We start from the raw sequence: 14,461 nt of genomic DNA on the forward strand, positions 1-14,461 counted from the left end.
ATTATAAAAACACAATATGTCTGCTACGCAATTTAAACATGTAAGTTACTTATGGAACGAAGCCGAGGCTGCTAAACTCGCCGGCGACGAAGTAGCTTTATTGATATACCGCTCGAATTTATTAGGCGCCGACCTGCGCCTCACCAATTACGGCGGCGGCAATACCTCCTGCAAAGTATCCGCTAATGATCCGCTTACCGGTGATCCGGTTGAGGTGATGTGGGTAAAAGGATCAGGCGGTGATTTAGGCACGCTGAAAAAGAGCGGACTTGCAGCTCTTTACTTAGACAGATTGCGCAGCCTGAAGAACATTTATCGCGGCGTTGAACATGAGGACGAAATGGTGGAGTTGTTTAACCATTGCATATTCGATCTTTCGTCAAAAGCACCGTCTATTGATACACCATTGCATGGATTTTTGCCCTTCGCACATATTGACCACCTGCATCCCGACGCAGCTATCGCCATCGCGGCAGCAAAGGATGGCAAGCGTATAACAGAAGAATTATTTGGCGGCACTATTGGTTGGGTGGAATGGAAAAAGCCCGGGTTTGAGCTTGGCCTGCAACTTAAGGCCTGCCTTGATGCTAATCCGGGTATAAGGGGTATTATGTTGGGTTCGCACGGTTTGTTCACCTGGGGCAATACTGCATACGAGAGCTATATCAACACACTTGAAGTAATTGAAAAATGCGCAGCTTATTTAGAAGATAATTATGCAAAAAAAGGTCCGACCTTTGGTGGGCAACGCATAGAAAGCCTTGATGAAACAGCCAGGAAGCAGCAAGCCGCGGCATTAGCGCCTATATTAAGGGGCTTCTGCTCATCAAAAACACGCATGGTAGGACATTTTACGGATGACAGCCGCGTGCTTGAATTCATCAACTCAAATGACCTCGACCGCCTTGCCCCGCTTGGTACCAGTTGCCCCGATCACTTTTTACGTACTAAGATTAGTCCGCTGGTTTTGGAATTGGAAAAAGATGCTGAACTGAATGATGTTGAGTCTCTAAAAAACCAGTTGGCACCTGCGTTTAAGGCCTATCGCCAAATGTATACCGACTACTACAACACCTGCAAACACCCTAACAGTCCGGCCATAAGGGATGCTAACCCGGTGGTGATTTTATACCCGGGCGTGGGTATGTTCACTTTTGCCAAGGATAAGCAAACTGCACGTGTAGCCGCTGAATTTTATATAAACGCCATCAATGTAATGAAAGGCGCCGAAGCCATCTCCGAATACACTTCACTACCCCGCCAGGAAGCGTTCGATATTGAATACTGGCTGCTGGAAGAGGCTAAACTGCAGCGTATGCCTAAACCCAAAATACTCTCAGGCAGGGTGGCGCTTATTACCGGCAGCGCGGGTGGTATCGGCAAATCGATAGCCAAAAAATTTGTTCAGGAAGGTGCGGTAGTTATCTTGAATGACATGAATGTAGAACGCCTGGACAGCGCCGCAGATGAATTTAACCGGGAGTTTGGTAAAGATGCCTATACAACCGCCGTTTTAGACGTTACCGATAGAAACCAGATACAGGCAGCATTTGATGCCGCGGCGCTGACCTTTGGCGGGGTGGATATTGTTGTAAACAATGCAGGCCTTTCCATATCAAAAACCATTGCCGACCATACCGAAAAAGATTGGGACTTATTATATGATGTTTTAGTAAAAGGACAATTCCTAGTAACGCAAGCAGCTGTTGATATACTAAAAAAGCAGGCCATCGGGGGCGACATCATTAATATTGTAAGTAAAAATGCCTTGGTAAGCGGTCCTAACAATGCCGGTTATGGTAGCGCCAAAGCCGCTCAACTGCACTTAAGCAGGCTAAACGCTGCCGAACTCGGTACAGATAAAATACGTGTAAACGTTATTAACCCTGATGCCGTGATAAGCGATAGCAATATATGGGCAGGCGGTTGGGCCGAAGGCCGTGCTAAAGCCTACGGCATTACTGTTGATGAGTTGCCTGCCTATTACGCCAAACGCACGTTGCTCAACGAGATCATTTTGCCTGAGGACATCGCCAACGCATGTATAGCCATAACGGGTGGCCTGCTCAATAAATCAACAGGCAACATTATAAATGTTGATGGCGGCGTTGCTGCAGGGTTTGTGCGTTAAATTGTAAATTACACCGGGCTGTGCGCCAATCGCGGCCCGGTAATAACCTGAATTATACTATGCAAATAAATAAGGAGACTGTTCAAAACATCAATAACGACGCATTCCCCTCGCATCAGCGCCGGTTTAATTACCTGGCGGATGAAATTAATAACGTTGAAACGATCATTCAAAAGCTGATTGCTTTTAACATTGCCATACCAAGTTGGGCGCTCGGTACCGGTGGAACACGTTTCGGGCGATTCTCGGGTGGTGGCGAGCCGCGCAGCCTGGAAGAAAAGATTGAGGACGTAGGTTTGATACACGCGCTCAACCGCTCCAGTAATTCCATTTCTTTGCATATACCCTGGGATATTCCCGATAACGCGCCGTCCATAAAGGCGCTGGCCTCGCAATTAGGGCTACATTTTGACGCTGTGAACTCCAATACGTTCCAAGATCAGCCGAATCAAGCGCTGAGCTACAAATTTGGCTCGCTGCACCACGTGGACAAAGCAGTAAGGCAGCAAGCGGTTGAACATAATATCGAAGTAATAAAATATGGCGAGGAGCTTGGCTCAACGGCGCTTTCTGTCTGGCTGGCTGATGGATCAAACTTCCCCGGGCAGCTTAATTTTCGTAATGCATTTCAAACCACGCTCGAAAGCTTGCAGCAGGTTTATGCCGCCTTACCCGATGACTGGAAGATATGGATAGAGTACAAACCTTACGAGCCTAACTTCTACTCCACCACCATCGGCGACTGGGGGCAATCCTACCTGTTAGCCAATAAACTTGGTGCAAAGGCAAGTACGCTGGTTGATCTTGGCCATCATCTGCCTAATACCAACATCGAGCAAATAGTTTCGCTATTGCTCATGGAAGGTAAGCTTGCCGGTTTTCACTTTAACGACTCTAAGTATGGAGACGACGACCTGACGGTGGGCTGTATCAACCCCTACCAGTTATACCTGATATTTAATGAGTTGGTTGAAGGCCTGGATGCCCGTAATTTAAACCATGCCACCGGCATTGGCTGGATGATAGATGCATCACACAATGTTAAGGACCCGGTTGAAGATTTACTGCAATCGGTAGAGGCTATTAAGATTGCCTATGCACAAGCGCTTTTAGTTGATCAGGACAAACTTAAACAAGCCCAGCTCAATAATGATGTTGCCCGGGCTCAGGAAATTTTGCAGCACGCTTACCGAACCGATGTGAGGCCGTTGCTCGCGGAGGCAAGGCTACGGGCCGGCGGTGCATTACAACCGTTGGAGGTTTTCCGCTCGCTTAAGGTACGAGAAAACCTGATACAGGAACGTGGGCTTAAAACTGTAACAACCGGTTTGTAAATGAGCGCCAAACCTGTAGTTGCTGTTTTTGACATCGGTAAAACCAACAAAAAATTGTTGCTCTTTAACGAGCATTACCAGGTTGTTTTTGAACACTCCGAAAGGATTGATGAGGTAATTGACGAGGATGGCTACCCCTGCGACGACATCGAGAAGCTGCGTGCTTTTGTTCGTGATAATCTGAATAAAGTGTTAAAAGCTGAATTTTATAAGATAAAGGCCGTTAACTTTGCCGCCTACGGGGCCAGTTTTGTTTATATCGATCAGCATGGCGAAGTACTTACGCCGCTCTACAATTATTTAAAACCGTATCCGTACAAGTTGAGCCGTCAGTTTTATAATACTTATGGCGAACCCGAAGCAATCGCGCTACAAACTGCATCACCTGCTTTGGGCAATCTTAACTCGGGTATGCAGCTGTATTGCCTGAAGCACCAGCAACCAGAAGTATTTAAAAAAATAGAAGCCGCACTGCATTTACCCCAATATCTAAGCTTTTTGCTAACTGGCCGGGCTGTGTCAGAGCTTACCAGCATCGGTTGCCATACCGCATTGTGGGATTTTGCTTTAAACGATTATCATCGCTGGGTTTACGAAGAAAAATTAAATGAAGTGCTCCCGCCCTTAAAGACTGCCAATGACGTAGTTAAGGTTGATTTTAATGGCCATAATATGCACGTTGGTACCGGCCTGCATGATAGCTCGGCAGCACTTATCCCCTATCTGATCAGCTTTACTAAACCCTTCGTTTTACTCTCGACAGGCACTTGGAGCATTACCTTAAACCCATTTGACCAGACGCCACTTACCACGGAACAGCTCGAAAAGGATTGCCTTAATTATATACAATACGAGGGCAAGCCGGTAAAGGCTGCACGTTATTTCGCAGGGCCCGAATACGAGCAACGCTTAGCACAAATTGCTGCTCATTTCGGTCAATCTGTAAAAAAATACGAAGAGCTTACGTTTGACAAAGCTATCGCTGATAAAATGCAAAGCAAGCAAGCGGTAACAAGAGGATCACTTAACCAGTCATCCCCAACAACTGACAACACAAATTTAGAAATGTTTAATAACGACATTGAGGCTTATTATTGGCTGATGACGGATATCGTGAGCAAGCAAAGGGCATCAACCGAGTTGGTGATGAATGGCACGCCGGTAAAGTATCTGTTTGTTGATGGCGGTTTTAGTAAAAACGAGATTTTTATGCACCTGCTGGCATCGGCATTCCCGCACCTGGAAGTGTATGCAGCCGGTATGCCGCAGGCTACGGCGATAGGCGCTGCATTGGCCATTCATCATGGATGGAATCACAATCCATATCCCGCTGATTTGATTTCACTCAAACGATACTCCTGATTTGCATACAGGCGGGTTGTTTAAATTGCCAAACAAAAACAGTCACTGTGTACGTTATAAAGTACGGCGTTTTTAGCGTGCAAGTATACGATTAAGCTAACCGTTAACTTGGCATACATTTAGCTAATAGTATAACATGACTAAGTTTCAAGAAAATGCGACAGTGGTGTACACCACTCCCGACGGAAGAAGGATCGATACCTTTGTTGTGTATGCTACCAATGAAAAAACAGGTTTAACGCTTATTAACCACGAAAGCCTGATGGTTACCGCAGATAGCTTAACACTACACCCAAAAACCGTTGGCCACTATCACATGCCTTTGAATGATGCGTTTAGTTTTGAACTGATTAATAAATTAAAGGCTAAATATGCCGATATGGACACCCAGCCTAAAACGGTAAAACTTAGCCGGAAACAAGAAAAAGTTACGTTACCTGTACTTGCTAAAGCATCATAACATTATGAAACTTACGTGGAAAAAACCCGCAAATCAAAAAGGCTGTAAGATAGTATCGCTATTTTTTAACGCTAACTGGCCTGATCTTAAAACCATACATTACACCAAATTGTATACGGAATCCAAAATCGGGCTGGTATTGTGCTAACAGGTTTTGAACACGCCATAAACTGATCAGTCTTACATATACCTTGAAATAATAAAACCGATCCGCTGACGTAAGTCATTGTGATCGGTTTTTTGTTTTTATGCGATGAAATATACTTCTGTTAAATAAATTATTTTTCTGCCGATAGCGGAATGCTAAACCAGAAAGTGCTCCCCTCACCTAAGGTACTCTTAATACCTACTTTACCGCGATGACGCCTTACAATCTCCGCGGAGATATACAGCCCCAATCCTAAGCCGGAGAATTGCTGCGACGACTCCTGCACCCTGTAAAACCTATCAAACAGATAAGGTTGTTTTTCAGGTGGTATGCCGATACCAAAGTCCGTTACCTCTACCTTAAACATCTTTTTCTCCACCGAACAATTAATTACCACATTGTCAGCCATCGGCGAGTATTTGATGGCATTAGTTAAAAAGTTATGCACTACCTGCTCAATACGCGGCCTGTCTGCATTGATAACAATATCATCCTTATGAGTAAATATTAATTTTTGCTTTATACCGGGAGCTTTAACGTCTTCAATACATTCCTTAATCATATCAATAGCGTTAAACTGCTGATAGTTCAACACCATTTTACCTTCCTGAATTTTGGTTACATCCAAAAGGTCGTCAACCAGGTTAGTAAGCTTTTGCGTTTGATGCGAAGCCTTATCGATAAAATGTACCAGGTTCTCGCTCACATCCATTTTATCAATCATACGCTGAACAATCTGTAACGAGCCTTTCATGCTGGTGATAGGTGTCTTTAGTTCATGGCTGGCAATGCTCATAAATTCGTCCTTACGGCGCATTAATTCTTCGGTAGCTATGCGGCCAAGCACAATATCGGTCACTTCAAAGCCAAAAAACGCAATACCATCAATATGGCTGCCATCATAATTGTAAACCGGCGTCAAGGTAATATCCATCCAGCATTGTCCGGTTTGATTGCCGGAAGTTTTTTCGCGGTCTATTTTGATCTGCTTGCCCTCAAAGGTTTTGCCGCTGGCAAAAACTTCTTTTTCAATCTCCTCAAAGTTCAGGTCATCCGCGCTGAACTTCAGTTTGGTAGCTTTTCCCTTGGTATGTTTTGAACCAAAAAATTCCACATAGGCCTCGTTCACAAAATCGTACACCAGTTGCTTACCACGTTTAATGGCAATCAACGCGGGCGCGTGGCTAAATATATTTGAGAACTCCTGCTGCTGCTGGTTAAGGCGTGTTTGCAGTTCCTGGCGCTTTTGCTCGGCTTCTTTTTGCCGGGTAATGTCAATAATATAACTAACGGCAGTGGTCTCGCTATCCTGCTCAAGCAATGCCGACCCCATGAGTACCGATAGCAACGACCCATCCTTTTTAAGGTATTGCTTTTCAAAAGGCGGGCATATTTTGTTCTCACGCAATTGTCTTACAGCTTCATTGCTAATGGCCATATGCTCGTCGGGCGTAATTTTTTTCCAGTCAAGCTCACCATTCTCAAGGCTCGCCCTATTATACCCAAGCATGTTTAAAAAGGCGTCGTTAGCTTCGAGTATAGCGCCATCCAGATTGGAGAACAACATGCCGATCATGTTCGACTCAAACACTTTCCCAAATTTCTTTTCGCTGCTGTTAAGCCGCTTTTCTGTTTCAACAAGCTTGCTGATGTCAATAATTGAACCTACCAACCTATAAGGTGTTCGCAGTTCATCTTCAAGTATGCTGCCCCTGTCAAGTATAATGGCATATTCGCCGTTAGCTTTGCGGAAACGGTACTCGGCAGACCAGTTGCTTTCGTGGTTATTGATGGCATCATATACGCTCGCCTCAACACGCTTGCGGTCGTCAGGATGGATATGGGAGAACCAAAAATCAATTTTCTTTGTCTCGTCAGATAGTTCGTAGCCGAACATGCTGGTAAAGTTATCGCTCCGCCACATGGTATTGGTAACCAGGTCCCAATCCCATATGGTATCATTAGTAGCTTTTGATACAAACTTGAACCGCTCTTCGCTTTCGCTCAGTTCGCGGGTACGTTCCTGTACCTTTTCTTCAAGGCTTACATTTAAGGTCCGCAGGCTCTCGCGTGCTTTCACCAACTCGGCATAGTTATTTTTAAGCTTTTGTTCGGCAAGCTTGCGCTTGGTGATATCGGTAAAGCTCATTACCACGCCGTCGGCCATTTTAGCTACCATTAGCTGATGCCACATATTGCCGCTTATCTGCAATTCGGTTTGCAATGGCGAATTTACGGATATACGCTCGAGGCTGCCAGCTGGGAATATTCTGTCCAGTTGCGGGAAATCGCCAAGTGCCGGATGCGCCATAAGCTCTTCGGCTGATTTTTGGAAAAGATCTTTTGCCGCGTTATTGAATGATATACAACGGTACTCCGTAACCTCGCCATTTTTGCCTCTTTCAGCATGAAATGCCAATATAGCGGCCGAGCTGGCGTTGTAAACGCCGGCTATCATGTTATTCAGTTTAGTGATGGCCGTAATATCAATAAAAGTAATCACCACGCCATCAACCTTGCCTCCCTTTTTAAGGTAAGGCATTATACGCATCAGGTTGTTACTGCCATTATGCAGCGTAACCTCTTTTTCAATAACCGTATTATTGGCCAGTACGGTATGTATATCCTTATTCAGGCTATCGTACTTAATATTGTTTGACAGATGGTTGATAGGCCTGCCAATGTCAGACTCTATCACATTGATCATATTCACCGCCGCCGGGTTAAACTTACGGATTAACAGGTTCGAATCAATAAATATCTGCCCGATAGTAGTGCTCCTGAAGTAGTTATCCAGATCCTCATTCAGCTCAAGCAACTCTCGTATCTTTTGCTGATGCTCGGTATTCAGCGTGTGCAACTCCTCGTTCAGTGATTGCAGTTCCTCGTTGCCTGATTGCAACTCCTCATTGGCCGACATTAACTCCTCGTTGGACGATTGCAATTCTTCGTTAGTCGTCTCCATCTCCTCCATTGCCAATTGCAGGTTTGAGCGCGTTTCGGTGAGCGCTGTCTCCATCTCCATCAGGTATTCTTCCTGCGAGGTGAGGTGATCTATATCTGCGGGCTGAACATTTTTAAGCGGAACGTCAATTTGCGCGTCGTTAAGCAGTATCAGCGTGTACCCGTTAGGCGATTGCTCATCGGGCGGTTTAATGGTCATTTGCAAAACGCGCTTACCTTCTAACTGCCCGGTTATCGTTTTGGTCTCGTTATCCTTCCAGGCCTTGCGGATGCTTGTGCTCAGCAATATGGATATTTCGCGGTTAACCATATTGAGCAGGTTGAGCTCAAGCTTCTTTTTGGGCAAGGTTAAAAACCGGGTAAAATCGCCAATCGTTTCCCTGATCAGGAAAGACTTATCAATAAAAACCCCTACATAACCCATTTGCCCGATAATCAGGCTCTGGAACTCATCCGCAACGGTACGGGTGGGTTCAGCCTGCTTATTCTGTATTTTTTTTGATGGTGGCTGCGCAGGCAAAGGCGAGGGCACCGTTGTAGAATAGCTATGGTGCAGGCTATATTTTATATTACCCGATTTTTTATAGATTTTCAGCTTGGCGCTCACTTCAACCAAACCATCCATTATGCTGCCGGCGTTCTCGCTCGATCCTAAAAACAGGTAACCGCCTGATTGAAGCGCATAATGGAAAGTAGTCAGTATTTTTTGCTGCAACACGGTGTTCATGTAAATCAGCATATTACGGCACGATATCAGATCGTTCTTTATAAACGGCGGCGATTTGATAACGTTATGTGCCGCGAATACTATCTTCTTGCGTATATCAGGTATTACCGAATAGGTATTATCCGAATTTTTTACAAAGTATTTTCGCAGCGTATCCGCGTCAATCTCCTTAACGCTTGATGGCGGATAACAATTTTTTGAGGCGATGCGTATGCTTTCCTCGTCCAGGTCTGTCGCGAATATTTTAAGATCAACCTGACGGCTCAATGCTTCCAGCTTTTGTTGAAAGGCAATAGCTATTGAATACGCTTCCTCTCCGGTACTGCATGCGCAAACCCATATTTTGATGGTACTACCTTCATCTTTTGAGGCGATGATTTCTGGTATTACCTCTTCCCTAAGCTTCTCAAAAGCCGGCTTATCTCTAAAAAATTTGGTAACGCCAATCAAAAACTCCTTGGCCAATATTTTAGCTTCGGCGGGCTTTTGATTAATGTAAGTGATATAATCCTGCAGGTTATGCAAATCGGCAGCGGCCAGCCTGCGGGCTATACGCCTCAGGATAGTTGGAGTTTTATACAGGTTAAAATCCTGCCCGGTTTGTGTAGATACAATATCAAATATCTCGTTCAGGTGCTCATCTTCATAAAGCTCCTTTTCGAGTTGCGGCGCATATATATGATTTACGTAATTATAAATTTCGGTATGCATATTTGCCGGCGCCAATATAAAATCGGTATTACCCGTAGCTATGGCGCTGTTGGGCATACCATCAAACTTGGCTGTGGCCGGATCCTGCGCTATAACCATGCCGCCGCACTCTTTGATTGCTTCTATGCCCTTGCTACCATCAGAGCCAGTACCTGATAGTATAATGGCTATTGCCCGTTCTTTAACATCATTTGCAAGGGTGAACAAAAAGGTATCGATAGCCGTGTTGGGCGATTTATCTTTAACCTTGTCTGCCAAACGCAGCTTACGATGACGAATGGTCATCGTTTTTTTTGTAGGGATGATGTAAACGCAGTTTTTTTCTAACAGCATATCGTTACCTGCTTCCATCACCTTCATGTGGGTGTGCTTGGCAACCAGTTCTACCAAAAGGCTCTTATAATCGGGCGATAAATGCTGGATGACCACAAACGTAAAGCCTGAGTTAGGCGGCATATGATCAAAAAACTCGTGTATGGCTTCCAAGCCGCCGGCGGAAGCACCTATAGTAATGATATAACGATCGTTTACATCATTTTTCCCGGTATCCTTAACGCCTTTAGCTCTCAAAACTTGTTGTTTTTTGTCTGGAATTCATAAATAAAGCTGCGCATCGTTTCTGCCACTGCCATTTCCTGCGCCGTCCACGGCGGCGATGTTTGATGCACCGTTTGCTGCCACAGGTTAAACGAGTTTCGCGGATGATAATTTTTTCCGTCGAGCTCAAAATTTATAGCCTGATCTGGGTTGCCTCCCCACTTAATTTCGCGTTTAACCTCGCCCCTAAAGCAAATAATAAAATCGCCACGGTCCGCGTCAACGGGTATGGCCAATATTCCGCTCGCTATTTCGGCTATAGGCAAAGCATCATCATAAAGCTCCGGCAAATGGTCTGTAGCAAACACACGTTCTACCCTTTTGGTTTGTAACCATAAAATCAGGTTTTCAACAAATTCCTGATCCGGAATGTTTTTAATGCCCCAAACAACACCATTAATAACGGCTACAGCGCCGCTGGCATTAAATAGTTCAGTTATATTTGGCTGATCTTCAGTAAGCAAACCCCTTATCAGGTCATCCTCGGCATACACGCGGGCCATCAGCAGGGTTTGTTCTTTTTGCAGTTCAGTTTCTACGTCAGCCTCATTTTTATGGAGTAATGATTCAATGCGCGCCGATATGATGGACGACAACAATTCGCAAATTGAACATACTTCAAGGCTTAAATATTTATCCGTAATATGGTGGCAGGCTATAAGCCCCCATAATTGCCCGTGATAAATTACGCGGATAGACATTGACGCTGTTACACCCATGTTTTTCAGGTACTCCAGGTGTACAGCGGCCACACCACGCACATTACAGTCAGACAGGTCGGTAAAGGTTTTGGTAACCAGGTTAACTATCGGGTAAAGACTGATGGGTTTATATGTACGATCGGGTATTAAACGGTACGGATTTTTAAGGTACAACTGCCTGGCCTGCCGCGGCACATCAGAAGCGGGGAAAGTAAGCCCGAGGTAATGTTCCAGGTCGCCGGTCTTTTCCTCGGCAATTACAGTACCGTTCCAATCTTCATCAAACCGGTACATCATCACGCCATCAAACCCGGTTATCTTTTTTATTTCAGCGATGCCTACCCTGCAAATTTCCTCTGCGGTTTGGCACGCCTCAAGGCGGGCAATGGCCAGCTTAACTTCTTCAAATGCTTCGGTAAAAACCCGGTCGGCGCCAAGTTTTTTCTCCATCTCTAAAATCACATAACCCTCTTTTACATGTATCAGTATTTCCATACTGTGGCCATGCAGGTTAAATGTGAGCGGGGCTTTGGCTTGCACAGCATCATCTAAACGCTGTTTAAGTTTATCAAGTTGATCCGGCCCGGCTAAGTCACTTATATTTTTAGTTATCAATTCCTTTGCAGGCAGCTCAAGCAGTTCAGTCAGGTTATCGCTACATTGAATAATGTTTAGCGATCCGGCTTCTAACACCAGCAAATAGCCGTAATCCTGTATAACATTTATATGATTTAGGGGAAGGTTACCGCAAAAATCAGAATCATAATTTTTCTTTTCAGCCATATTAGCTTTTAACAACAATAAGTTTGCTGAGGATCATATCAATGACAAGAGCGGAATTTCGGCTAATAAAAATCAACAGCAGATGTAACGGCTAAAATAATATAAATATTTTACTATGAACAGCTGCCTCAATAATAAGCACAACCCTTGGCTATACCAGTGTTAAGGCAATATTATGCATTATGATAACCGTACGTAAAATAATACATACTATTTAACAAAGGGAAAGAAAAAAAACGATATATATGACGAAATAGTGTTTAGGTTTTTACAGGTTGATTCAGGGCTTTATAACCACCCCGATATTTAGGCTATATGGCAGGGGTATTAGTTAACCCAGGCTTTGCCGGGAAGATACTGACCGGCAATTTCTTCGAGCTTTTGCTTAACTACAGGCTTACTTATAAACCCTTTTACGGCTGCAAACGTTGTTGCGCGTTGCTTATCGCTACCATCAATAGACGAACTTACTATAAAAACATGCGGCTGTTTTTGTAAAGCAGGCATCAGGCTTTCCAAATCGGTTAAAAATTGCCAGCCGCTATAAGGCATATTCAAATCGAGGAAAATAAGATCTGGTAAAACAGAAATATCTTCATGATTTTCTTCGAGGAAGTTGATGATCAGGGCTGCATCCAACGTATGTACCGAGTCTTCAAAAATTTCATACCGGTCAAACATCTTTTGCATAATTAAGTGCTCCATCGGGTTATCATCAATCATCAGCGTTTTACACATGTTTATTTTCATTTGTATAAATTTTTACAATCAACGTGCCAAATGATTTCTCTTTAGTTAAACGCCTACCAACTTAAAATCAAGGTGTACATTTTACACCATGGGTATAAAAATGTAGAAAATTGGGGAAGTAAATCATCGCACATATAACTTTTTAAATACAAAGGCGGTATCCCTGTTAAGTAGAGAAACCGCCTTTATCATTACTGTCATTATTAATTATTGAGCAAAGTATGCGCCCGAGTTCATATCCTCAATTAAGCCGATATGCGTTGGCTGCCAACTGAGAACCTGCTTGGTTTGCTCACCGGATGCCGGGGTATTAATTGTACCGAAGTAGTTGAACCAGCCAAAATATTCAGCAGCCTCTTCCGGCGTTTTGCTTACCACAGGCAGGTTGAGGTTTTCGCCGATCGTTGAGGCAATTTTAATAAATGGAATGCCCTGCTCACCTACCGCGTGGTATACCGCTCGGGGCGCGTTTCTCTCCAAAGCCAACTGATACAGCACCGCGGCATCAAGCCGATGAACGGCAGGCCATTGGTTTTGGCCCTCGCGCAGGTAGGCTGCTTCTCCTTTTTCGCGGGCAAGATTGATCAGTATAGGCACAAAACCATGATCGCCCGCATCATGTACAGATGGCGGCAAACGCACTATAGACACGTTGACGCCCGACTGAGCTACCGCTTTGGCCGCTTCTTCCGTCGCTTTGCGCGGGCTCTTACTGTTTTCGGGCGTTACTTCATCCGCTTCTGTTACCGGTCTGCCGGTTGAAATCAGCGCCAAACCCGAAGTAATGATAAATGGCTTACCGGTATGAGCCATAACGCTGCCCATAGCTTCTATGGCGCGGCGGTCAATCTCGCAACTTTCGGTAAAACGGCTAAAATCATGAATAAAGCCGGTGTGAATAACGCCGTCGGTTTGCGCGGCGCCGCTTTTTAAACTTTCAATATCCGTAAGTGCCCCCAAATACACTTCGGCACCCGCTTCAATAAGTTTTTGTGCTGATGATTCAGAACGGGCAAGCCCCAATACTTTATGGCCTGCGCTTAAAAGCTGATTTACTACAGCTGAGCCTACAAAACCTGTGGCTCCGGTTACAAATACACGCATAGTTTTAATTTTATGTTTAATGATGAGGCCTTTATAGCCGCATTTATTGAACACAAAATTGCGCATTGCACACACCCTTAAAAAAGGACATTTGACGTTATTTTAAACACGCTGTAATTGTGCCTGCCGTATGCGGCTAAGCGTTTTAAGGGATACGCCGATATAGGATGCCGCCATGCGCAACGGCACCTTATTGAGGATGCCCGGATAGTTTTTTAAAAAGTCTTCGTATTTTTCTTCGGGCGTGGCACTAATGGTTTTGTAAAGCCGGTTACGGCTCAGGTTAAGGTATTGGGTGATCAGCTTATCAGAATACCGTTTAAGTGAAGGTATGGCTTTCACTAATTCTTCGAAGCTATCCTTGGTCCATAGCATTACACGGCTTTCTTCAAGTGCTTCAATATTGTAATTGGATGGTATACGGTTGTTATAACTTTCGCCATCCGTTGTCCAGCTCATAGCCGGCGAAAACTGCATGATATGCTCCTCGCCATCAGCGCCAATGCCATACATCCTTAAAAAGCCTGCCAACACAAAAATCTTATAACGACACACATCGCCTGCCTGTAGTAAAAACTGCTTCTTTTTTAATGTAGTGATGGTTGCTGCACCGATTATCCTCTCCATCTCATCGTCGGTAAACGTGATGGCGTGCGCATTCATGTATTCTTTAAAGCCGGAAATCATGG

General features: G+C 44.6%; 9 protein-coding genes. 4 read left to right on the top strand and 5 right to left on the bottom strand.

The window, feature by feature from the left end; genetic code table 11:
• The first annotated feature begins 16 nt into the window (after positions 1 to 16).
• From ABD960_RS11275 to ABD960_RS11290, 4 genes are all read left to right on the top strand, one after another.
• Complete coding sequence (locus ABD960_RS11275; RefSeq protein ID WP_345331258.1) at positions 17 to 2,131, top strand: bifunctional aldolase/short-chain dehydrogenase; 2,115 nt, start codon at positions 17 to 19, stop codon at positions 2,129 to 2,131.
• 59 nt (positions 2,132 to 2,190) lie between these two features.
• Positions 2,191 to 3,465 carry a sugar isomerase gene (locus ABD960_RS11280; RefSeq protein ID WP_345331259.1) on the top strand — a complete coding sequence of 425 codons (1,275 nt, stop codon included), beginning with the start codon at positions 2,191 to 2,193 and terminating at the stop codon, positions 3,463 to 3,465.
• Positions 3,466 to 4,827 carry an FGGY-family carbohydrate kinase gene (locus tag ABD960_RS11285; protein ID WP_345331260.1) on the top strand — a complete coding sequence of 454 codons (1,362 nt, stop codon included), beginning with the start codon at positions 3,466 to 3,468 and terminating at the stop codon, positions 4,825 to 4,827.
• A gap of 136 nt (positions 4,828 to 4,963) precedes the next feature.
• A complete protein-coding gene (locus ABD960_RS11290; protein WP_345331261.1) occupies positions 4,964 to 5,287 on the top strand; it encodes a hypothetical protein in 324 nt (107 codons plus the stop codon).
• Between the two features lie 278 nt (positions 5,288 to 5,565).
• Here ABD960_RS11290 and ABD960_RS11295 read toward each other — a convergent pair whose 3' ends face one another.
• The 5 genes from ABD960_RS11295 to ABD960_RS11315 all read right to left on the bottom strand — a co-directional run bounded on the left by ABD960_RS11295 (position 5,566) and on the right by ABD960_RS11315 (position 14,459).
• A complete protein-coding gene (locus ABD960_RS11295; RefSeq protein ID WP_345331262.1) occupies positions 5,566 to 10,407 on the bottom strand; it encodes a chemotaxis protein CheB in 4,842 nt (1,613 codons plus the stop codon).
• The gene (locus ABD960_RS11300) at positions 10,404 to 11,918 is read right to left on the bottom strand and encodes a GAF domain-containing protein (protein ID WP_345331263.1); all 1,515 of its coding nucleotides are present in this window, start codon (positions 11,916 to 11,918) and stop codon (positions 10,404 to 10,406) included. The genes ABD960_RS11295 and ABD960_RS11300 overlap by 4 nt, the downstream gene beginning before the upstream one ends.
• A 327-nt stretch (positions 11,919 to 12,245) precedes the next feature.
• On the bottom strand, positions 12,246 to 12,668 hold the full coding sequence (locus ABD960_RS11305; protein ID WP_345331264.1) for a response regulator: 423 nt from the start codon (positions 12,666 to 12,668) through the stop codon (positions 12,246 to 12,248).
• Positions 12,669 to 12,875: 207 nt separating this feature from the next.
• Positions 12,876 to 13,772 carry an SDR family oxidoreductase gene (locus ABD960_RS11310; protein WP_345331265.1) on the bottom strand — a complete coding sequence of 299 codons (897 nt, stop codon included), beginning with the start codon at positions 13,770 to 13,772 and terminating at the stop codon, positions 12,876 to 12,878.
• A 102-nt stretch (positions 13,773 to 13,874) separates the two neighbouring features.
• Entirely contained in the window at positions 13,875 to 14,459 is a 585-nt protein-coding gene (locus ABD960_RS11315; RefSeq protein WP_345332811.1) for a Crp/Fnr family transcriptional regulator, read from the bottom strand.
• Positions 14,460 to 14,461 lie beyond the last annotated feature (2 nt).

The organism is Mucilaginibacter defluvii, assembly GCF_039543225.1.
Classification (GTDB): domain Bacteria; phylum Bacteroidota; class Bacteroidia; order Sphingobacteriales; family Sphingobacteriaceae; genus Mucilaginibacter; species Mucilaginibacter defluvii.

What these genes read in the sequence shown, in the direction of transcription:
- ABD960_RS11300 (WP_345331263.1), bottom strand. Translation starts at nt 11,918, where the DNA reads ATGGCTGAAAAGAAAAATTATGATTCTGATTTTTGCGGTAACCTTCCC.
- ABD960_RS11290 (WP_345331261.1), top strand. Translation starts at nt 4,964, where the DNA reads ATGACTAAGTTTCAAGAAAATGCGACAGTGGTGTACACCACTCCCGAC.
- ABD960_RS11315 (WP_345332811.1), bottom strand. Translation starts at nt 14,459, where the DNA reads ATGATTTCCGGCTTTAAAGAATACATGAATGCGCACGCCATCACGTTT.
- ABD960_RS11305 (WP_345331264.1), bottom strand. Translation starts at nt 12,668, where the DNA reads ATGAAAATAAACATGTGTAAAACGCTGATGATTGATGATAACCCGATG.
- ABD960_RS11285 (WP_345331260.1), top strand. Translation starts at nt 3,466, where the DNA reads ATGAGCGCCAAACCTGTAGTTGCTGTTTTTGACATCGGTAAAACCAAC.
- ABD960_RS11310 (WP_345331265.1), bottom strand. Translation starts at nt 13,772, where the DNA reads ATGCGTGTATTTGTAACCGGAGCCACAGGTTTTGTAGGCTCAGCTGTA.
- ABD960_RS11275 (WP_345331258.1), top strand. Translation starts at nt 17, where the DNA reads ATGTCTGCTACGCAATTTAAACATGTAAGTTACTTATGGAACGAAGCC.
- ABD960_RS11280 (WP_345331259.1), top strand. Translation starts at nt 2,191, where the DNA reads ATGCAAATAAATAAGGAGACTGTTCAAAACATCAATAACGACGCATTC.